General features: G+C 62.3%; 19 protein-coding genes. 17 read left to right on the top strand and 2 right to left on the bottom strand.

All coding sequences use genetic code 11. The features are described from left to right. Positions 1-4 precede the first annotated feature (4 nt). From BM70_RS0106100 to BM70_RS0106090, 3 genes are all read left to right on the top strand, one after another. Positions 5-475, top strand: coding sequence for a YchJ family protein (locus BM70_RS0106100; protein WP_025855170.1), 471 nt, complete (start codon positions 5-7; stop codon positions 473-475). 132 nt (positions 476-607) lie between these two features. Next, positions 608-1,090, top strand: a complete 483-nt coding sequence (locus BM70_RS0106095) for an LEA type 2 family protein (protein WP_025855169.1) — start codon at positions 608-610, stop codon at positions 1,088-1,090. Further along, the gene (locus BM70_RS0106090) at positions 1,087-1,287 is read left to right on the top strand and encodes an SEC-C metal-binding domain-containing protein (RefSeq protein WP_003189235.1); all 201 of its coding nucleotides are present in this window, start codon (positions 1,087-1,089) and stop codon (positions 1,285-1,287) included. Before BM70_RS0106095 ends, BM70_RS0106090 begins: the two co-directional genes overlap by 4 nt. Before the next feature lie 49 nt (positions 1,288-1,336). On the opposite strand, the gene BM70_RS0106085 is transcribed toward BM70_RS0106090, so the two are convergent. Further along, positions 1,337-2,722 carry an ATP-binding protein gene (locus BM70_RS0106085; RefSeq protein WP_025855168.1) on the bottom strand — a complete coding sequence of 462 codons (1,386 nt, stop codon included), beginning with the start codon at positions 2,720-2,722 and terminating at the stop codon, positions 1,337-1,339. Then, entirely contained in the window at positions 2,719-3,429 is a 711-nt protein-coding gene (locus BM70_RS0106080) for a response regulator (protein ID WP_025855167.1), read from the bottom strand. Before BM70_RS0106080 ends, BM70_RS0106085 begins: the two co-directional genes overlap by 4 nt. Positions 3,430-3,627: 198 nt before the next feature. Between BM70_RS0106080 and BM70_RS0106075 the strand changes: the two genes are divergently transcribed. The 14 genes from BM70_RS0106075 (at position 3,628) to BM70_RS0106015 (ending at position 19,932) form a co-directional block, all read left to right on the top strand. Continuing rightward, complete coding sequence (locus BM70_RS0106075) at positions 3,628-6,009, top strand: TonB-dependent siderophore receptor (protein WP_025855166.1); 2,382 nt, start codon at positions 3,628-3,630, stop codon at positions 6,007-6,009. Positions 6,010-6,012: 3 nt separating this feature from the next. Further along, complete coding sequence (locus tag BM70_RS0106070; RefSeq protein WP_025855165.1) at positions 6,013-6,693, top strand: Fe2+-dependent dioxygenase; 681 nt, start codon at positions 6,013-6,015, stop codon at positions 6,691-6,693. Positions 6,694-6,721: 28 nt separating this feature from the next. Beyond that, positions 6,722-7,837 carry an ABC transporter substrate-binding protein gene (locus BM70_RS0106065; RefSeq protein WP_025855164.1) on the top strand — a complete coding sequence of 372 codons (1,116 nt, stop codon included), beginning with the start codon at positions 6,722-6,724 and terminating at the stop codon, positions 7,835-7,837. Between the two features lie 156 nt (positions 7,838-7,993). Beyond that, positions 7,994-9,052, top strand: coding sequence for an iron ABC transporter permease (locus tag BM70_RS0106060; RefSeq protein ID WP_025855163.1), 1,059 nt, complete (start codon positions 7,994-7,996; stop codon positions 9,050-9,052). Next, positions 9,049-9,834: an ABC transporter ATP-binding protein gene (locus BM70_RS0106055; protein WP_025855162.1), complete on the top strand. Its 786-nt coding sequence runs from the start codon at positions 9,049-9,051 to the stop codon at positions 9,832-9,834. Before BM70_RS0106060 ends, BM70_RS0106055 begins: the two co-directional genes overlap by 4 nt. 105 nt (positions 9,835-9,939) lie before the next feature. Next, on the top strand, positions 9,940-10,584 hold the full coding sequence (locus BM70_RS0106050) for a glutathione S-transferase N-terminal domain-containing protein (protein ID WP_025855161.1): 645 nt from the start codon (positions 9,940-9,942) through the stop codon (positions 10,582-10,584). 218 nt (positions 10,585-10,802) lie between these two features. Further along, positions 10,803-13,244 carry a penicillin acylase family protein gene (locus BM70_RS0106045; RefSeq protein WP_025855160.1) on the top strand — a complete coding sequence of 814 codons (2,442 nt, stop codon included), beginning with the start codon at positions 10,803-10,805 and terminating at the stop codon, positions 13,242-13,244. 323 nt (positions 13,245-13,567) lie between these two features. Next, the gene (locus BM70_RS0106040) at positions 13,568-14,572 is read left to right on the top strand and encodes a ligase-associated DNA damage response exonuclease (protein WP_025855159.1); all 1,005 of its coding nucleotides are present in this window, start codon (positions 13,568-13,570) and stop codon (positions 14,570-14,572) included. Continuing rightward, positions 14,569-16,203: an ATP-dependent DNA ligase gene (locus BM70_RS0106035; RefSeq protein WP_025855158.1), complete on the top strand. Its 1,635-nt coding sequence runs from the start codon at positions 14,569-14,571 to the stop codon at positions 16,201-16,203. The genes BM70_RS0106040 and BM70_RS0106035 overlap by 4 nt, the downstream gene beginning before the upstream one ends. A 71-nt stretch (positions 16,204-16,274) precedes the next feature. Beyond that, entirely contained in the window at positions 16,275-16,457 is a 183-nt protein-coding gene (locus tag BM70_RS33015; RefSeq protein ID WP_155952130.1) for a hypothetical protein, read from the top strand. 74 nt (positions 16,458-16,531) lie between these two features. Beyond that, on the top strand, positions 16,532-17,311 hold the full coding sequence (locus tag BM70_RS0106030; protein WP_025855157.1) for a transporter substrate-binding domain-containing protein: 780 nt from the start codon (positions 16,532-16,534) through the stop codon (positions 17,309-17,311). 57 nt (positions 17,312-17,368) lie between these two features. Further along, a complete protein-coding gene (locus tag BM70_RS0106025; RefSeq protein ID WP_025855156.1) occupies positions 17,369-18,097 on the top strand; it encodes an ABC transporter permease in 729 nt (242 codons plus the stop codon). Beyond that, positions 18,094-18,804 carry an ABC transporter permease gene (locus BM70_RS0106020; protein WP_025855155.1) on the top strand — a complete coding sequence of 237 codons (711 nt, stop codon included), beginning with the start codon at positions 18,094-18,096 and terminating at the stop codon, positions 18,802-18,804. Before BM70_RS0106025 ends, BM70_RS0106020 begins: the two co-directional genes overlap by 4 nt. A gap of 9 nt (positions 18,805-18,813) precedes the next feature. Next, the gene (locus BM70_RS0106015; protein ID WP_025855154.1) at positions 18,814-19,932 is read left to right on the top strand and encodes a succinylglutamate desuccinylase/aspartoacylase family protein; all 1,119 of its coding nucleotides are present in this window, start codon (positions 18,814-18,816) and stop codon (positions 19,930-19,932) included. Positions 19,933-19,937: the final 5 nt, after the last annotated feature.

Raw genomic sequence — 19,937 nt, 5'->3', positions numbered from 1 at the left:
CCCGATGAGTACATCCATTTGCCCCTGCGGCAGTGGCAACCTGCTGGATGCCTGCTGCGGCCATTATCACGCCGGGCACCCGGCGCCCTGCGCCACCGCGTTGATGCGCTCGCGCTACAGCGCCTACGTCCTGGGCCTGGTGGACTACCTGGTCGCCACCACCCTGCCCGCCCAACGACCGGGCCTGGACCGCAACGCTATCGCCGCCTGGAGTGCCCAGAGCACCTGGCTCGGTCTTGAGGTGGAAAGCTCCGAGGTGTTCGGCGGCCAGCCAGAACACGCGTTCGTGACCTTCACCGCACGCTGGCATGACAGCACCGGTGAACATAGCCACCGCGAGCAGTCCTCTTTCGTACAGAATGACGGGCGCTGGTACTTCATCGACCCGACGGTGGAAGTGAAGGCCGGACGCAACGATGCCTGCCTGTGCGGCAGTGGGCAGAAATTCAAGAAGTGCTGTTCCAGCTACTTTTAAAGGCACGCACCGCCAACGCTAGGAGCGGGCTTGCCCGCGAAAAACCTGAGGGTGCCGTTGTGTGTCAGGCTGTCACCGTCATCGTTGACGACCTTCGCGAGCAAGCTCGCTCCTACAGGAATGGATAACGCCATGCTTCGGATGTACAGCTTGATGCTGGCGTTGACCCTTGGCCTGACCGGTTGTGCGTCGTGGTTCGAAGACGATTCGCCGCCGCCTCATGTCTCCCTGGTGAAAGTCGAGGTGGTGCGCGCCAAGTTGCTGGAGCAGAAATTCAAGCTGTACTTTCGCGTCGACAACCGCGACGACGCCGACCTGACCGTGCGTGGTCTGATCTACAAGGTCACCTTGGGCAACTTCGTGCTGACCGAGGGCGAGTCCAACGAATGGCTGACCGTGCCGCCGCGCAGCCATAAGGTTTTCCGCGTGTCGGTGCGCACCAACCTCTGGCCGCAGATCCGTGATGTGGTGCAGATGTTGAAAAATCCAGACCAGCCCGTGCCGTATCGCCTGGAAGGTGAGCTGAAAACCGGATTATTCATCGGTTATGACGTGCAGGTGAACCACAATGGCGAGATAATCCCCGGCGATTTTATTCCGGAGCGACATCGATGACTCAGCAACCCCATGTCCATGGTCCTGACTGCAACCACGATCACGATCACCATGATCACGACCACGGCCATGTCCACGGCCCGAACTGCGGCCACGCTCACCAGGAGCCGGTGCGCAACGCCTTGAAGGACGTTGGTCGCAACGATCCGTGCCCGTGCGGCAGCGAGAAGAAATTCAAGAAGTGCCACGGGGCGTAAGCCCTGACCCCGTAGGAGCCCGCTTACTGTGGCGAGCGGGCTCGCCACGTCAGGCCTGTCGCACCAACAATAGCTCCACTTCAAGTCCCCCGCCTTGCCGATTGCGCACATTCAACCGCCCGTCATGCGCCTTGGCGATGGTATGAGCAATGCTCAGCCCCAAGCCATATCCGCCGGTCTCGGCATTGCGTGAGCCCTCCACGCGGTAGAACGGCTCCATCACCTGTTCCAGTTGTTCCTGGGGAATCCCCGGCCCGCGGTCGCTGATGACGATCCTCAAGCTGTCCGCCTGATCGTCGACCCGCACCACCACGTCGCAGCCATAACGCACCGCATTTTCCAGCAGGTTCTGCACACAGCGCTTGAGGCTGCGGGCGTACCCCGGCAGGGGCTGTTTGGCTCGGCCTTCGATCAGCACGTTCTCGCCGATGTCCTGCAGGTCCGCCTGCAAGCTTTGCAGCAAGGCATTGATGTCGATGTTCTGCCGTGTCTCGTTGATTTCGCCACTGCTGACAAAATCCAACGTACTGGACACCATGTGCTCCATTTCTTCCAGGTCGCTGCGAAAACGCTCCCTGGTGCGGTTGTCCTCGAGCATTTCGGTGCGCAGGCGCAGGCGTGTGATTGGTGAGCGCAGGTCGTGGGAAATGGCCGCAAGAAACCGCGTGCGCTCGGCGATGTTGGCGATCAACCGCTGTTGCATCGCGTTGAAGGCCTGCGCGGCGCGACGCACTTCGGTGGGGCCGTCCACTGACAACGGCGGGCGCTGGATATCCCGGCCCAGGGCCTCGGCAGCCTTGGCCAGGGCGTTGAGCGGGCGGATAGCCAAGCGCACCGCGACCAGGGCGATCACCACCAGCACCAGCACCCGCAGCAGATAAATACGCATGACGTAGTCGAACAGCAGGTCCAGTGGCGAGGTGCTGGTCCAGCCCTGCTCTTCGCTGGCATCCACTTGCAACCAGCGCCCATCGGGCAGGCGCAGGTCGATCAGGAATTGCCCCACCACCGGTTTGGAACCAAGCAAGGTCGACAGACCGGCGGTTTGCCCGTCGCCATCCACCAGGGACAGGCGCAACAGGATCAGGGTCTGGGCATAGCCGGTTTTTTCCGACAGCACTTTTTTGATCAGCCGCTCGGTGGGCCGGTCACTGTCGTTAAGGGTGCTGGGCGTATTGCTGGCCTGATCGCTGAGGGTCAGGCGAAAGTTCGGCGTGTCGAGCAGTTTGATCAACAGGTCAGCCTGTTGCGGATCGCTGTGCACCAAACGCACCACGTCCGCCAGCCGCGTAGCGATCAAGCGCACAGGGATTTCCAGCACCTGCCCATGGCGCCGGTCGTACCAGATGCTGCTGGTCAGGGCCTGCGCCGCGAGCATGCCGCTGACCAGGATCAGCACCAACCGCCCGAACAGCGAACGCGGCAGCAGCCTCACGACGCCAGCACCACGTCATCGGCGGTGAGCATGTAGCCCTCGTTGCGCACGGTCTTGATCAGCCCCGCCGGCAGTTGCGAGCGCAGGCGGCTGACACACACATCGATGGAGCGGTCGAACGGCGTGCTGTCCTTGTCGAACACGTGGTTGAGCAGAAAGTCGCGGCTCAACGGCCGATTGGGGTGCTGCAACAGCAGGCGCAACACGCGGTAATCCGAGTTGCCCAGGCTGACCACCACGCCCTCCGGCGAGAGCAATTGCCGCGCCCGCGTGTCGAGTTGCCAGCCGGCGAAACGAATACTCGGCGCTTCATCCAGGCGCGCACGGTCTGGAAAGCTCTGCACCCGGCGCAGCACCACCTTGATGCGCACCAGCAACTCTCGCGGGTCGAACGGCTTGGGCAGGTAGTCGTCGGCACCGATTTCCAGGCCGACGATACGGTCGATCAACGAGCCCTTGGCGGTGAGCATCACCACCGGCGTGTTGGAGCTGACCCGCAGTTCGCGGCACAGGCTCAAGCCGTCTTCGCCAGGCAGCATCAGGTCGAGGACGATCAGGTCGATGACATTCAGCGCCAGGCGCCGGCGCATTTCCTTGCCATCGGCAGCGGTGGACACCTGGAAGCCGGCGTCGCTCAGGTAGTCGCAGAGCAACTGGCGGATTTGCGGATCGTCATCAACGATCAGCAGGTGGTCTTGTTTGGCCATGGGCAGTCAATCCGGAAAACAATGAAACGCAGCAAATAGCCGAAAGTTCAGCCAGCCGTGCGCGCAAATGTAATGGAATGTTGTAGGAAACCATAATCACGCACCAGCGATACAAACCTGGGGTATGGCAGGCGGAATCGCTCTTTAGACTACCGAACCTAAATGAGAGTAATTGTAATTTAGACTCGGAAGTTGCCCATGTCATTGCCCACACCTCGCAGCCACTCGCTGCACACCACCCTGGCACCGATGTTCGGTTTGCTGGCTGCCGGCAGCGTCGCGCCGGTTGCCTTTGCTGATGCGCCAACGGCCAAATCCAGCGATTCGGTGCTGAGCCTGCCGGAAATCAAGGTCGACGGCGAAGCCACCTCCACCTTCAAAGTGGACCGGGTGACCTCGGCAAAAATCAGCCAACCGCTGCTGGACGCGCCGCAAAGCGTGACCATCGTGCCGCAGCAGGTGCTCAAGGAGCAGAACGCGCAGACCTTGCAGGAAGTGTTGCGCAACGTGCCGGGCATTACCTTTATGTCCGGCGAGGGCAACCTGGGCTGGGGCGATCTGTTTTCGATTCGCGGGTTTTCTTCCGAGCAGAGCCTGACCGTCGACGGCGTGCGCGATGCGGGCATGTCGACGCGCACCGATACGTTCAACCTGCAACAGGCGGAAGTGTTCAAGGGCACCGGCTCCATCGAGTCCGGGGTGTCCGCCGTGGGTGGCAGCGTCAACCTGGTCAGCAAGGAAGCGCACCTGGGCGATGCCAACAAAGTCTCGGCCGGGATCGGCACCGACAGCTACCGCCGCCTCACTGCCGACCTCAACAAACAACTGAACGACACCACCGCCGTGCGCATCAACCTGATGAAGCACTACAACCAGGTGTCCGAACGTGACGACGTGGACTACGACCGCTGGGGCATCGCCACTTCGTTCGGCTTCGGCCTGGGCACCGACACGCGGTTCTTCGTCGACACCTTCTACCAGAAAGACACCAATACGCCGGACGGCGGTGTGCCGATCCAGCGCGGCACCAACGGCGACCGCATGCCGGGGGTGAAACGCTCGAACTGGTATGGCGACTCCAGCCTCTACACCCAAGAGAACAAGACCACCTCACTCACTGCGCGCTTCGAACATGACGTGGACTGGAACGACGCCAACCTGCGCAACCAGACGCGCTGGGAGCGCAGCGACAACTTCGCGGTGCTCTCCCCGGCGCGCTTCTTCGCCGCCAACGCCAACGGCCAGAAGACCTGCACCGGCACGCGCTGTGCGACCCTGGGCTACACAGGTGTAGGCCCTGTCAGCCAAGTGCCGGGCAGCACGGTGAATGCCTACACCGACTACGTGAACAACAGCAACACCGCCTACGGCATCCTGCGCGGCAGTGACTTCGGTTTGTCCAAGCGCTACACCATCCTCGACAACCAGACCGACTTCAACTTCAACCTCACCACCGGCAGCCTGCAGCACGCAGTGGTCAGCGGCCTGGAGTTCTATCACGAGACCTACGGCGGCCTGAAACGCAACGCCCAAGTGCCGGCCGGCGACATGCTGTTCGACATGAACGACCCCAGCCACAGCTTCGCCAGCACCTACGTGACCAAAGGCGAAGGCGACCCGCGCTCGGTGATCGACAACGCCGGTGTCTATCTGGGCGACACGATTACCCTCAACGAACAATGGCAAGTGCTCGGTTCGCTGCGCTACGACAACTGGCGTGCGCAAACCCGCCAACGCGGCCAGGCCACGATCAGCAGCACCGACGGCGCCGTCAGCGGTCGGGTCGGCGCGGTGTTCAAGCCATTGCCCAACGGCAGCATCTACGTGTCCTACAGCGAGGCCGCGCAGCCATCGGCGTTGGGCGCGTCGACCAATAACCAGATCTACGGCGCGGCGAGCACCAGCAACTACAGCCCGGCCAAGTCGAAGACCTATGAGCTGGGCACCAAGTGGGACATCGCCCATGACATGCTCAACGTCACGGCGGCGATCTTCCGCACTGAACTGGACAATGCCTGGGAATACCAGGACGGCGAATCCGCCCCCGTTCGCGCCCTGCCCGCCAAACGGGTAGACGGCATCGAACTCGGCCTGCAAGGCAATATCACCCCGCGCTGGACCGCCTACAGCGGTTTCTCGGCACTCAAGAGCACCCAGACAAAAGGCATCAACAAAGGCGCCGAAGCCAAGAACGTGCCCGACCTGACCGCCAACCTGTGGACCACCTACGCCGTCACCGACGCCCTGAGCCTGAGTTACGGCGAGCAATACGTGGGCCGGCGCCGTTACACCGACAATAAATACGTCGGAGGCTTGAACAACAACAGCAGCTACGCCAACGGCCCGTCCGGCGTGTATGCGATCTACACCCGCGACCACGAAAAGGCCCCGGGCTACTGGCTCAGCAACGTCGCGGCGCAATACAAGGTCAACAAGGACACCACGGTCAACCTCAACCTCAACAACGTGTTCAACACGTTCTATTACAGCCAGATCGGCGCCTCCCTCGACGGCTTCCAGCTCTACGGCATTCCGGGCGCCGGGCGCACCCTCACCGCCAGCGTCGACTATGAGTTCTGACCCGTGCTGATCGAAATCCCGGCACTGCTCAGTGCCCGCGAAGTCGAAAGCACCGTGGCGACCTTGCTCGATCAGCCCTGGGTGGACGGCAAGGTGACGGCCGGGCAGCGCTCGGCACTGGCGAAAAACAACCGGCAGTTGTCGCAGGATTCGCCGGTGGCCGTTCGCGTGGGCGAGCAGATCCTGGCGCGGCTGTCGGACAACGCGCTGTTCATGTCGGCCGCCTTGCCCAAGCGTATCTACCCGCCGCTGTTCAACCGCTACTGCGGCGGCGAGGCGTTCGACTGGCATATCGACAACGCTATTCGCGGCCTCAAGGGCGTGCGCGAGCGGGTGCGCACGGACATCTCCGCCACGCTGTTCCTCGCCAATCCGGCCAGCTATGACGGCGGCGAACTGATCATTCGCGACACCTTCGGCGAACACGCAGTGAAGCTGCCCGCCGGCCACCTGCTGATCTACCCCGGCAGCAGCCTGCACAAGATCAACCCGGTGACGCGCGGCGAGCGCATCGCCAGTTTCTTCTGGATCGAAAGCCTGGTGCGCGAAGACAGTCAGCGCCAGCTGTTGCTGGACATGGACGTCGCCATCCAGACCCTCACCGCCCAAGACGCCGACCACCACGCGCTGCTGCAACTGAGCGGCGCCTACCACAACCTGTTGCGGCGCTGGAGCGATGTCTGATGCGCCGCCTTCACCTGGAGTCCCTGCCATGTTGAACCCCCGTAATGCGCTCAAGCTCGGCGTACTGTTCGCCGCGCTGATCTTCGGCCATGCCGAAACCGCCGCCGCCCATGAAGTCACTGACGTGCTGGGCCGCAAGGTCGAAGTGGCTGACCACGTAAAGCGCGTTGTCCTCGGTGAAGGCCGGTTGATTTCGGCGTTCGCCTTGCTTGACCGCGATGCCCCGTTCCAGCGCATCGTCGGCTGGCAGAACGATTTGAAGCTGCTGGACCCACACACCTATAACGCCTATGTGGCGAAATTTCCTACAGTGAAAGACATCCCATTGATCGGGCAAGCGTCGGAGCAAAGCGTCAGCGCCGAGGAAATCCTCTCGCTGAAACCCGACCTGGCGGTCTTCAGCATTTCCGGGCATGGCCCGACCGAACACAGCCCGGTCGCCGATGTGCTGGCCAGGGCCGGCATACCGGTGTTGTTCGTCGACTTCCGCCTCAACCCGGTGCAAGGCACACACACCAGCATGACCGCGCTGGGCCAGGCGCTGGGGCGTGAAACCCAGGCCAAGGCCTTTCTGGATTTCTATGACCAGCACATCAAGGTCATCACCGATGCCGTCGCCGCCTTGCCTGAGGGCCCGCGCCCAAGCGTGTTCCTCGAACTGCTGGCCGGTGCCTGGCAAGCGCCAGGGCACACCACCGGCAAGAGCGGCATGGGTGAAGTGATCAAGCTGGTGGGCGGGCGCAATATCGCCGCCGATGTGGTGCCGGGGGCGCTGGGGGATATCAGCGTGGAGTACGCATTGAAGGCTGATCCGGACGTGTATGTCGCCACCGGCAACCACAAACCGGGGTTGATTCTCGGTGCAGGTGTAACCACCGATGAAGCACGCGAGGCGTTTGACCGAGTGCTGGCGCGTCCGGAATTCGCCAACCTTCGGGCGATCCGCGAAGGTAATTCCCACGGCCTGTGGCATGACTTCTACAACTCGCCGTACAACCTGCTGGCGATTGAATCGTTGGCCAAATGGGTGCACCCGGAGCTGTTCGCCAAGCTGGACCCGCAGGCGACCATGGAACAGATCAACCAACAGTTCCTGGGGATGCCGTTGCAGGGTGCCTATTGGATCGACAGCAAGCCCAAGTAACATTTATCGCCCTATTGGAATGCAGTCAGTGTGGGAGCTGGCTTGCCTGCGATAGCGATGTCTCAGTCACCTCATTCAGTGACTGACACTCCGCTATCGCAGGCAAGCCAGCTCCCACATTTGGATCCTCTTCGCTTTCAAGATTGTGTGAGCCCAATGACCACTCAAACCCTCGACCTCGCCAGCGCTACCCACGGCTATCGCCGCCTGCTGGCGCGGCGTACCTGGTTGCTGGCCCTGCTCGGCACCGCACTGGTGTGCGCCCTTCTGGTAGACCTGGCCAGCGGCCCGTCCGGCCTGGGCCTGCTGGCCTTGCTTGACGGGATTGTGCACCCGTCACATCTGAGCCCCACCGACCAGGTGATCATCTGGAACGTGCGCCTGCCCTACGCGCTGATGGCGATACTGGTGGGCTGTGCGTTGTCGCTGGCCGGGGCCGAGATGCAGGCGATCTTGAACAACCCGCTGGCCAGCCCGTTTACCTTGGGCGTGTCGTCGGCGGCGGCGTTGGGGGCGTCGCTGGTGATTGTGCTCCCGGTGACGACCCTGTGGGTGTCGGCCAATACCGCGATTTCCATCTCGGCCTTCATCTTCGCCGCCGCTTCGGTGTTTTTGCTGCAAGCCATGTCGCGCCTGCGAGGCGCCGGCGTCGAGAGCCTGGTGCTGTTCGGCATCGCGCTGGTGTTCAGTTGCAATGCGGTGGTGGCCTTGCTGCAACTGGTGGCCACCGAAGACGTGCTGCAACAACTGGTGTTCTGGACCCTGGGCAGCGTCACCCGGGCCAACTGGGACAAGCTCGGCATCCTGGCCCTGGTGGTCGCGGTGGTGTTGCCGTTTTCCATCGCCGCCGCGCCGCGCCTGACCCTGTTGCGCATGGGCGAAGACCGCGCGCAAAGCTTCGGCGTGGACGTGAAGCGCCTGCGGTTTTTCTCGTTGCTGCGCATCAGCCTGCTGTCGGCCACCGCCGTAGCCTTTGTAGGCACTATCGGATTTATTGGCCTGGTGGGTCCGCATATCGCACGGATCCTGGTGGGCGAAGACCAACGCTTCCTGTTGCCGGCCAGCGCCCTGACCGGCGCGTTGCTGCTGTCGCTGTCGTCGATTGCCAGCAAGCTGATCATGCCCGGTGTGATCGTGCCCGTGGGCATCGTCACCGCGTTGGTGGGCGTGCCGATTTTTGTGGTGCTGGTGTTCAAGCGTGGGAGGCAGTTATGAGCGAAGGGTTAAGCGTACACAACGCCAATGTGAGTTATGGCCGCCGGCAGATCGTGCATGACCTGAGCCTGCCGACCTTGCCCCATGGCAGCCTGACCGCCCTGATCGGCCCCAATGGCGCCGGCAAATCCACCTTGCTGCGCGCCGTGGCCGGGCTGGAAAAGATGCATGGCGTCGTACGCCTGGGTGACCTCGACCTGTCAGCCATGTCCGTGGCCGAGCGCGCCCGGCGTGTGACCTACATGCCGCAGAACCTGCCACCGGGCTTGAGCCTCAGCGTGATGGAAAGTGTGATCGCTGCCTTGCGCGTCGCCCATGTGGACGGCATTCCATTGTCCAACGACGCCTGCCTGCGCGAAGCCTTCGACGCATTGCAGCGCATTGGCATCGCGCAGTTGGCCGACCAGTTGTTAAGCACGCTGTCGGGCGGGCAACGCCAACTGGTCAGCCTTGCGCAACTGATTGCGCGTCGCCCCCAGGTGATGCTGCTGGACGAACCCACCAGCGCCCTCGACCTCAATTACCAACTGAAAGTCATGGACTGCGTGCGCGGCCTGGTGCGCGAACACAACCTGATCGCCGTGGTCGTGCTGCACGACATCAACCTGGCTGCACGTTTTGCCGACCATATTGCCGTGCTGCGCCAGGGTCGCTTGTATGCCAGCGGAGCGGCGAACGACGTGCTCAACCCGCTGTTGTTTGCCGAGGTGTATCGCGTGCGGGCACGTATCGAGCGCTGTTCAGAGCAGTCGCTGCAAGTGTTGGTGGATGGCGCGTTTTGATTTGCTTCTAAGGGTATGCGCAAATGTTTCATTGAATTTTCGCCCCCCCAACATTACCTATACCTACAGGCATTCGCTCAAGCATCACCACTTTTGGAGAGCTTCATGATCGACCTGTATTACTGGACTACCCCCAACGGCCACAAAGTATCACTGTTCCTGGAAGAAGCCGGGCTGCCCTACAAGGTGCATCCGATCAACATTGGCCAGGGCGACCAGTTCAAGCCTGACTTCCTGAAGATCGCTCCCAACAACCGTATCCCAGCCATCGTCGATCAGAACCCGACCGACGGCGGCGCACCGATTTCGCTGTTTGAATCCGGTGCGATCCTGCTGTACCTCGCGGAAAAGACCGGCCAATTCATTCCAAAAGACCTGCGCGGTCGCCAGGAAGCGCTGCAATGGCTGTTCTGGCAGATGGGCGGCCTGGGGCCCATGGCCGGCCAGAATCATCACTTCAGCCAGTTCGCGCCGGAGAAAATCCCCTACGCGATCAAGCGCTACGTGGATGAAACCGCACGTCTTTACGGGGTACTGGACCGGCGTCTGGCGGACCGTGCGTTCGTGGCGGGTGAGGACTACAGCATCGCCGACATGGCGATCTACCCGTGGATCGTTTCCCACAAGTGGCAAAGCCAACGCCTGGAAGACTTCCCACATGTGCATCGCTGGTTCAACAGCATCAAGGAACGGCCGGCGACGATCCGGGCGTATGAGCTGGTCCAGAAAGTGAATCCGCCCAAATCCTGAGCCTGGCCCTTTGTAGGAGCCGGCTTGCCGGCGATGGCGATTGAACAGTCGCCCTCTTCGCTGAGGCTGACGGCCTCATCGCCGGCAAGCCGGCTCCTACAGTTATTACGCGTTCTACAAATCAATCGACAAATAAGCATCGACTCCCGCTTGCGTCGTTTCGCCGCGCTCACTAACGTAGCGCCTTTACTGACGCTACCCCCCGCAGGAGCTTTGCCATGGCCTCGCCAGCCCTCTCACATTTTCTTCCCCGGTTCGGCGTTGCCGCGGCAGTGGCCAGTGCATTGAGCCTGGCCGGTTGCCAGCTCCAGAGCACCCAGGACACCCTGCCCCCGGTCGCCGGCGTACAGCCACTCAAAGGCCTGGCGCAGAACGTATCGGTACGCCGCAATGCCCAGGGCATGCCGCTGATCGAAAGCAACACCTTCCATGACGCGCTGTTCAGCCTCGGTTACGTGCATGCCAGCGACCGCATCACCCAGATGGTCACCCTGCGCCTGCTGGCCCAGGGCCGCCTGGCAGAAATGTCCGGCCCCGAGGTGCTGGATGTCGACCGCTTCATGCGTGCGGTCAACCTGAAGAAAAGCGCCGGCGAGCTGTATAACGCTTCAAGCCCGCGCCTCAAGCGCTTCTTCGAAGTGTATGCGCGTGGCGTCAACGCCTACCTGTTCCGCTATCGCGACAAGCTGCCGCCAGACCTGGCCCAGACCGGCTACAAGCCCGAGTACTGGAAGCCGGAAGATTCGGCGCTGCTGTTCTGCCTGCTGAATTTCAGCGAGTCGGCCAACCTGCAGGAAGAGATTTCGTCCCTGGTGCTGGCTCAGAAGGTCGGCATCGACAAACTCGCCTGGCTGACCCCGAGCGCGCCGGATGAAGCGATCCCGTTGGCCGAGGCCGAGAAACTCAAGGGCGTGAACCTGGGCCAGATCACCGGTCTCGCCGGGTTGGACGCGGTCGGCCAGCAACTGAGCAGCCTCAATGCACTGGCGGTGACCACGTCGAGCAACTGGGCGATCGGTCCGCAGCGCAGCCGCAGCGGTAAAAGCCTGCTGGCAGGCGACCTCGCCGCCCAGCCGCAAGCGCCGTCTGCGTGGAGCTACGTGCAGATCCGCGCACCGAAGTACCAGGCCGTGGGCGCTTCGATTGCCGGCCTGCCGACCCTGTTGTCCGGTTTCAACGGCAAAGTCGCGTGGAGCATGAGCACGGTCAAGGGCGACACCCAGGACCTGTTCCTGGAAAAGGTCAAACGCCAGGGCAGCGCGTTGTACTACGAGAACAACGGCAAATGGCTACCGGCCGGTGTACGTAACGAAACCTTCTTCATCAAAGGCCAGCGCTCGATTCGCGAAGTGGTGTACGAAACCCGCCACGGCGCCCTGCTCAACAGCAGCCAGGCGCTGACCACCGGCCTGGGCCTGGCCCTGCAAACCGCGGACTTCAAGGACGACAAGAGCCTGGATGCGTTCTTCGACTTGTCCCGTGCGCAAAACGCCGGCAAAGCCTCGGACGCGACCCGGGAAATCCGCGCCATCGCGCTGAACATGATCTTCGCCGACGCCAGCAACATTGGCTGGCAAGTCACCGGCCGCTTCCCCAACCGTCGCGAAGGCGAAGGCTTGCTGCCCTCGCCGGGCTGGGACACACGCTTCGACTGGGACGGTTACGCCGACGCGATGCTGCACCCGTATGACCAGGACCCGCCGCAAGGCTGGATCGGCACCGCCAACCAGCGCACCGCGCCACGCGGTTACGGCATGCAGTTGTCCAATTCGTGGGACGCTCCGGAACGTAGCGAGCGCCTCGCGCAATTGGCCAATGCCGGCAAGCACGACAGTCGCAGCGTGATCGCCATGCAGTACGACCAGACCACCCCCTTCGCCGCCAAGCTCAAGACCCTGTTCCAGGCACCGGGCATGGCCCAGCCGCTGAAACAGGCAATTGACGCACTGCCAGCAGCCGAACAGGCCAAGGCCCGTGAAGCGCTGGGTCGCCTGATGGCATTCGACGGCCGCCTGGTGTCCACCTCCGCCGACGCCGCGCTCTACGAACTGTTCCTGCAGGAAAGCACCAAGCAGATCTTCCTCGACGAACTCGGCCCGGAAAACAGCGCCAGCTGGAAGGCCTTTGTCAGCAATGCCAGCCTGTCCTACGCCGCCCAGGCCGACCATTTGCTGGGCCGTGAAGACAGCCCGTTCTGGGATGACGTGCGCACCCCGCAGAAGGAAGACAAACCGGCGATCCTCGCCCGCAGCCTGGCCGCCGCGATCAGCGCCGGTGACAGCCAGTTGGGTGCCGACCACAAGGCCTGGCAGTGGGGCAAACTGCACACCACCACCTGGAAAAACACCCATGGCCAGGTGATTCGCGGCCCACTGGCGTCTGGTGGCGACCACAACACCTTGAACCCGGCGCCCTACAATTGGGGCCAGGACTTCACCACCACCCAGGTGCCGGCGCTGCGCATGATCGTCGACTTCGGCCAGGTGGAGCCGATGATGGGCCAGGGTGGCATCGGCCAATCCGGCAACCCGGCCAGCCCGAACTATGCCAATGGCATCGACCCGTCGCTCAAGGCGCAGTACCTGAGCTTCCCGATGCAGCCGCAGAACTTCGAGAAGGTGTATGGGAAGGCCAGGCTGACCCTGACTCCCGGTAAATAACCGGATCTAAAGGTGGAAGTGGCTTACTGTGGTGAGCGGGCTTGTTGTGGTGAGCGGGCTTGTTTGTGGTGAGCGGGCTTGCCCCGCGCTGGGGCGCGAAGCGGCCCTAGACCCAGACACCGCGTTCTCCTGAATAGAACGCGGTGTTTTTATTGGGGCTGCTTCGCAGCCCAGCGCGGGGCAAGCCCGCTCACCACAAACAAACTTGCTCACCACAAACAAGCTTGCTCACCACAACAAGCCTGCTCACCACAAATAGTTAATCGAACTTCTCCTCCTCCGCCCGCCTCCTACCTGATAAGCCCATCGCCCACGGTCACCCCATGGACCTTGTCATCGCCCGCCCCGAAGGCCTCTACTGCCCCGCCGGTGATTTCTACATCGACCCATGGCGCCCGGTGGAGCGGTCGGTCATCACCCATGCCCATGGTGACCACGCCCGCACGGGCAACCAGCACTACCTGGCGGCCGCCTCCGGCGAAGGCATCCTGCGTTCACGCCTGGGCCAGGACATCAACCTGCAAACCCTGGCCTACGGCGAAAAGCTGGTCCACCACGGCGTCACCCTGAGTTTTCACCCCGCCGGGCATGTGCTCGGCTCGGCCCAGGTGCGCCTGGAATACCAGGGCGAAGTCTGGGTCGCGTCCGGCGACTACAAGGTAGAACCCGACGGCACCTGCGCGCCCTTTGAACCGGTGCGCTGCCACACCTTTATCACCGAATCCACCTTCGGCCTGCCGATCTACCGCTGGCAGCCCCAGGCGCAGATCTTCGCCGGGATCAACGATTGGTGGCAGGCGAATATCGCCGCCGGCAAGGCCAGCGTGCTGTTCTGTTATTCCTTCGGCAAGGCCCAGCGCATCCTGCATGGCATCGACGCCAGCATCGGTCCGATCCTCAGCCACGGCGCGGTCGAGCCGTTGAACCGGGTGTACCGCGAGGCCGGCATCTATATCCCTGAAACCCTCTACGCCGGTGACTTCAAGAAGACCGACCCACTGCTGCGCCAGGCCCTGATCATCGCCCCACCCTCCGCTGGCGGCAGCAGCTGGATCAAGCGTTTCGGCGACTACAGCGACGCCTTCGCCAGCGGCTGGATGCGCCTGCGCGGCACCCGTCGTCGGCGCGGGGTCGACCGTGGCTTCGTGCTGTCGGACCACGCCGATTGGCCCGGCCTGTTGTGGGCCATCGAGCAAACCGGCGCCGAGCGGGTGATGGTCACCCACGGCTCTGTCGGCGTACTGGTGCGCCATCTGCGGGAAAAAGGCCTGGATGCCCAGGGTTTCACCACCGAATACGGAGATGACGAAGAGGAGGCCGGCGCATGAAAGCCTTCGCGGAGCTGTATGCCAACCTCGATGCCACCACCTCGAGCAACGCCAAGCTTGCTGCGCTGCAAGCCTACTTCCGGCAGGCAGCGCCAGACGATGCGGCGTGGGCCGTGTATTTCTTGTCCGGTGGACGGCCCCGGCAATTGGTGCCCACGCGCCTGCTCAGGGACATGGCCACCGAAGCGTCCGGTATCGAGCCGTGGCTGTTTGAGGAAAGCTACCAGTCGGTGGGCGACTTGGCGGAGACCATTTCCCTGCTGTTACCCGAATCCTCCTACACCTCAGAGGACGGACTGGCCGTGTGGCTGGAGGAAAAACTCCTACCGCTGCGTGGCTTGCCTGCGCTGGAGTTGGCTGAACGCTTGCCGGCGTTATGGGCGCAACTGGATCAGCCCAGCCTGATGGTGTGCATCAAGTTGATCACCGGCAGTTTTCGCGTCGGCGTGTCCAAGTTGCTGGTCACTCGCGCCCTCGCCGCCATGGCCGACCTCGACAGCAAGCGCGTGGCACAGCGGTTGGTGGGCTACACCGATCTGTCCAATCGCCCTACACCCGAGGGCTACCTCAAGCTGATCGCCGCCGAATCGTGCGACGAACATGCGCAACGGGGCGGGCAGCCTTATCCGTTTTTTCTCGCCCATGGCTTGGCGCAACCGGTGGAGCAATTCGACGCGCTGCTCGGTGCTCCCGCCGACTGGCAAGTGGAATGGAAGTGGGATGGCATCCGTGCGCAGTTGGTCAAGCGTGACGGCCACCTGTGGATCTGGTCCCGTGGCGAGGAACTGGTCACCGAGCGCTTCCCCGAACTCCATAGCCTGGTGAGTGGTCTGCCCGATGGCACGGTGATCGACGGCGAAATCGTGGTGTGGAAGGACGCGGTGCAACCCTTCGCCCTGCTGCAACAACGGATCGGCCGCAAGACCTTGAGCAAGAAGGTGCTGGAGGATGCCCCGGTCGCGGTGCTGGCCTACGACCTGCTGGAACATCAGGGCGAAGACTGGCGCAACCACACCCAGGCCGAGCGCCGCGCCCAACTTGAGCACGTCATTGCCCAGTGCAACCAACCGGTGTTGCTCGCGTCACCGTTGTTGACCGGAACCACCTGGGAAGCGCTGGCCGAACAACGCGAAGCCTCCCGCAGCCTGGGTGTGGAAGGAATGATGCTCAAGGCACGTGATGGCCTGTACGGCGTGGGCCGCACCAAGGACATGGGCGTGTGGTGGAAGTGGAAGGTCGACCCATTCAGCGTCGATGCGGTGCTGATCTATGCGCAGCGCGGCCACGGCCGACGCGCCAGCCTCTATAGCGACTACACCTTCGCGGTGTGGGACGGCCCGTCCGGCAGCGAACGCACGCTGGTACCGTTTGCCAAGGCCTACTCCGGCCTGACCGACGAAGAAATGCGCAAGGTCGATGCCATCGTGCGCAAGACCACGGTGGAAAAATTCGGCCCGGTGAGCAGCGTGACCCCGAGCATGGTGTTTGAACTGGGGTTCGAAGGCATTGCCCTGTCCAAGCGGCACAAGAGTGGGATTGCGGTGCGGTTTCCACGGATGTTGCGTTGGCGGCAGGATAAGGCGGTGGACGACGCTGACAACCTCGCGACCCTGCAAGACCTGCTGACCTGACTCCTTGGTTAAAAATGGCACAAATCCTTGTGGGAGCTGGCTTGCCTGCGATGGCGGCGTGTCAGTGAAAAATGAATTCGCTGATCCACCGCCATCGCAGGCAAGCCAGCTCCCACATTATTGATCTGCGCCAGAACCAAATTGGTGCACTGTTTTTTGCGCGCCCATTTTCGGGCATCTCCTACACTTCGCTCGCCCTTGTCTCACCTTTTAAAACGCTCATTCGGAACTATGGTGCAGAAATTGCTACTTGAGATCCGTCTGACACCGTTCAGTAACAGTCCTAAACGCGCCACAAGCGCTTATCTTGGTTTCCAGGGATTACATAATGAAAAAAGCATTGCTGACCCTTTCTGCACTGGCTCTGTGCATGGCCGCAGGTACCGCGCTGGCCAAGGAATACAAGGAACTGCGTTTTGGTGTCGATCCGTCCTACGCGCCGTTCGAGTCCAAGGCCGCCGACGGCAGCCTGGTGGGCTTCGATATCGACCTGGGCAATGCGATCTGCGCCGAGCTGAAAGTGAAGTGCAAATGGGTCGAAAGTGATTTCGACGGCATGATTCCAGGCCTCAAAGCCAACAAGTTCGACGGCGTGATTTCGTCCATGACCGTGACCCCGGTGCGTGAAAAGGCCATCGACTTCTCCAATGAGCTGTTCTCCGGCCCTACCTCGCTGGTGTTCAAGAAAGGCGCTGGCTACTCGACGCCTGAGTCCCTCAAGGGCAAATCCGTGGGCTACGAGCAAGGCACCATCCAGGAAGCCTACGCCAAGGCCGTGCTGGATAAAGCCGGTGTGACCACCAAGGCCTACGCCAACCAGGACCAGGTGTACGCCGACCTGACCTCCGGGCGTCTCGACGCTTCCGTGCAAGACATGCTGCAAGCCGAACTGGGCTTTTTGAAGTCGCCGGCCGGTGCCGGGTATGAAGTCAGCGCCGCCATCGACGACCCGTTGCTGCCATCGAAAACCGCCATCGGTATCAAAAAAGGTAACACTGAACTGAAGGCGCTTTTGGATAAAGGTATCAAAGCGTTACACGATGATGGCACCTACGCCACCATCCAGAAGAAACACTTTGGCGATCTGAACCTGTACAGCGGCAAATAATGCCTGGAGCGCTCTTCCCCTGGAGGGGCGCTTTTTTATCGCCATAGGTCCTGATTTATGTTCGAAGAACTGTTGCAAACCCTCGGGTTGAGCGCACTCAGCCTGAAGGGTTTCGGCCCGCTGTTGCTGCAAGGCACCTGGATGACGATCAAGTTGTCGGTGCTGTCCCTGGCCGTCAGCGTATTGCTGGGGCTGATCGGCGCCAGCGCCAAATTGTCCAGCCTGCCCTTCCTTCGCATCCCCGCCCAGCTCTACACCACGCTGATCCGTGGCGTGCCCGACCTGGTGCTGATGCTGCTGATTTTCTACAGCCTGCAAACCTGGCTCACCGGCCTGACCGACTTCATGGAATGGGAATACATCGAGATCGACCCATTCAGCGCCGGGGTGATCACCCTGGGCTTTATCTACGGTGCGTACTTCACCGAGACCTTTCGCGGCGCGATCCTCGCGGTACCGCGCGGCCAACTGGAAGCCGCCACGGCCTATGGGCTCAAGCGCGGCCAGCGGTTTCGCTACGTGACCTTCCCGCAAATGATGCGCTTTGCCCTGCCGGGTATCGGCAATAACTGGATGGTGATGCTCAAGGCCACGGCCCTGGTGTCGATCATCGGCCTGGCCGACCTGGTCAAGGCCGCCCAGGATGCGGGCAAGAGCACTTACCAGTTGTTCTATTTCCTGGTGCTCGCCGCGCTGATCTACCTGTTGATCACCAGCGCGTCCAACTTCGTCCTGCGTCGCCTTGAACGTCGCTACTCCGCAGGCGCACGGGAGGCCGTACGATGATCGAACTCTTGCAGGAATACTGGCGTCCCTTCCTTTATAGCGACGGCCAGCACATCACCGGCCTGGCCATGACGATGTGGCTGCTCACCGCTGCCCTGGTCATCGGCTTCCTGGTGTCGATCCCACTGTCCATTGCCCGTGTGTCGCGCAAGCGCCTGGTGCGTTGGCCGGTGCAGTTCTACACCTATCTGTTCCGGGGCACGCCGCTCTATATCCAGTTGCTGATCTGCTACACCGGCATCTACAGCATCGCCGCCGTGCGCGAGCAACCGCTGCTGGATGCGTTCTTCCGCGACGCGATGAACTGCACCATCCTGGCGTTCGCCCTCAACACCTGTGCCTACACCACGGAGATTTTCGCCGGGGCGATCCGCAGCATGGCCCACGGTGAAGTCGAGGCAGCCAAGGCCTACGGCCTGACCGGGTGGAAGCTCTATGCCTACGTGATCATGCCGTCGGCGCTGCGTCGCGCGTTGCCCTACTACAGCAATGAAGTGATCCTGATGCTGCACTCGACCACAGTGGCCTTCACCGCAACGATCCCAGACATCCTCAAAGTGGCGCGGGATGCCAACTCGGCTACCTTTATGACCTTTCAATCATTCGGTATCGCTGCGCTGATCTACCTGACCGTGACCTTTGCCCTGGTCGGTCTGTTTCGTCTGGCGGAGCGCCGCTGGCTGGCTTTCCTCGGGCCGAGCCATTAAGGAGCATGCATGCGGCATCACGTCCATGAGTTGATCGCGCCGGTGCCAGGCACGGCGCGGCAGATTCACAGTTTTCACTTCGGCCCGGAACAGGCCGAGGGCAAGATCTATATCCAGTCGTCGCTGCATGCCGATGAACTGCCGGGCATGCTGGTGGCCTGGCACCTCAAGGTGCAGTTGGCGAAGCTGGCAGCGGCCGGGCGCCTGCGCAGCGAGATTGTGCTGGTGCCCATCGCCAATCCGGTCGGCCTGGAACAGGTGTTGATGGATATTCCGCTGGGCCGATACGAACTTGAGAGCGGGCAGAACTTCAATCGCCTGTTTGTCGACCTCGGTGAAACGGTGGGTGACCAGATCGAGGCGTTGCTCGGGGACGATCCCCGGCAGAACGTCGAGTTGGTGCGCGCCGCGCTGTCCACCGCCCTCGCCGCGCAACGCGCCGACACCCAGTTGCAATCCCAGCGCCTGGTGCTGCAACGCCTGGCCTGCGATGCCGATATGGTGCTGGACCTGCATTGCGACTTCGAAGCCGTCGCGCACCTGTACACCACGCCCGAGGCCTGGCCGCAGGTGGAACCGTTGGCGCGGTACATCGGTTCGGAGGCCAATTTGCTGGCGACCGATTCTGGCGGGCAATCCTTCGATGAGTGTTTCACCTTGGTGTGGTGGCAGTTGCAGCAACGCTTCGGCGAGCGCTTCCCGATCCCCATGGGCAGCTTTTCGGTGACCGTCGAGCTGCGCGGCCAGGGCGACGTCAACCATGGCCTGGCCAGCCTCGACTGCCAGGCGATCATTGATTACCTGATTCACTTCGGCGCCATCGCGGGGGATGCAGCGCCGCTGCCCGACCTGCCCTACCCGGCCACCCCGCTGGCCGGCGTTGAACCGGTGGCGACCCCCGTGGGCGGCTTGCTGGTGTTCAGCGCGCTGCCGGGTGAATACCTGGAAGCCGGGCAATTGATCGCCGAAATCATCGACCCCATTTCCGACCGCGTAACGCCGGTGCGCTGCCAGAAGGCCGGCCTGCTTTACGCCCGTTCGCTGCGCCGCATGGCCACTGCCGGGATGGTCATCGGCCATGTCGCCGGCACCGAGGCCTACCGCAGCGGCTATCTACTTTCGCCTTGAGGATG

This window comes from Pseudomonas sp. CHM02, assembly GCF_000612585.1.
Lineage (GTDB): Bacteria > Pseudomonadota > Gammaproteobacteria > Pseudomonadales > Pseudomonadaceae > Aquipseudomonas.
Note: the sequence above shows the minus strand (reverse complement) of the source record. Positions and strands in the feature narration are given on the sequence as shown.

Excerpts from the sequence above, each read along its gene's own strand:
- BM70_RS0106100 (WP_025855170.1), top strand. The coding sequence starts at position 5 with ATGAGTACATCCATTTGCCCCTGCGGCAGTGGCAACCTGCTGGATGCC.
- BM70_RS0106045 (WP_025855160.1), top strand. The coding sequence starts at position 10,803 with ATGGCCTCGCCAGCCCTCTCACATTTTCTTCCCCGGTTCGGCGTTGCC.
- BM70_RS0106080 (WP_025855167.1), bottom strand. The coding sequence starts at position 3,429 with ATGGCCAAACAAGACCACCTGCTGATCGTTGATGACGATCCGCAAATC.
- BM70_RS33015 (WP_155952130.1), top strand. The coding sequence starts at position 16,275 with ATGAATTCGCTGATCCACCGCCATCGCAGGCAAGCCAGCTCCCACATT.
- BM70_RS0106015 (WP_025855154.1), top strand. The coding sequence starts at position 18,814 with ATGCGGCATCACGTCCATGAGTTGATCGCGCCGGTGCCAGGCACGGCG.
- BM70_RS0106035 (WP_025855158.1), top strand. The coding sequence starts at position 14,569 with ATGAAAGCCTTCGCGGAGCTGTATGCCAACCTCGATGCCACCACCTCG.
- BM70_RS0106095 (WP_025855169.1), top strand. The coding sequence starts at position 608 with ATGCTTCGGATGTACAGCTTGATGCTGGCGTTGACCCTTGGCCTGACC.
- BM70_RS0106075 (WP_025855166.1), top strand. The coding sequence starts at position 3,628 with ATGTCATTGCCCACACCTCGCAGCCACTCGCTGCACACCACCCTGGCA.
- BM70_RS0106040 (WP_025855159.1), top strand. The coding sequence starts at position 13,568 with ATGGACCTTGTCATCGCCCGCCCCGAAGGCCTCTACTGCCCCGCCGGT.
- BM70_RS0106020 (WP_025855155.1), top strand. The coding sequence starts at position 18,094 with ATGATCGAACTCTTGCAGGAATACTGGCGTCCCTTCCTTTATAGCGAC.
- BM70_RS0106050 (WP_025855161.1), top strand. The coding sequence starts at position 9,940 with ATGATCGACCTGTATTACTGGACTACCCCCAACGGCCACAAAGTATCA.
- BM70_RS0106065 (WP_025855164.1), top strand. The coding sequence starts at position 6,722 with ATGTTGAACCCCCGTAATGCGCTCAAGCTCGGCGTACTGTTCGCCGCG.
- BM70_RS0106055 (WP_025855162.1), top strand. The coding sequence starts at position 9,049 with ATGAGCGAAGGGTTAAGCGTACACAACGCCAATGTGAGTTATGGCCGC.
- BM70_RS0106025 (WP_025855156.1), top strand. The coding sequence starts at position 17,369 with ATGTTCGAAGAACTGTTGCAAACCCTCGGGTTGAGCGCACTCAGCCTG.
- BM70_RS0106030 (WP_025855157.1), top strand. The coding sequence starts at position 16,532 with ATGAAAAAAGCATTGCTGACCCTTTCTGCACTGGCTCTGTGCATGGCC.
- BM70_RS0106060 (WP_025855163.1), top strand. The coding sequence starts at position 7,994 with ATGACCACTCAAACCCTCGACCTCGCCAGCGCTACCCACGGCTATCGC.
- BM70_RS0106090 (WP_003189235.1), top strand. The coding sequence starts at position 1,087 with ATGACTCAGCAACCCCATGTCCATGGTCCTGACTGCAACCACGATCAC.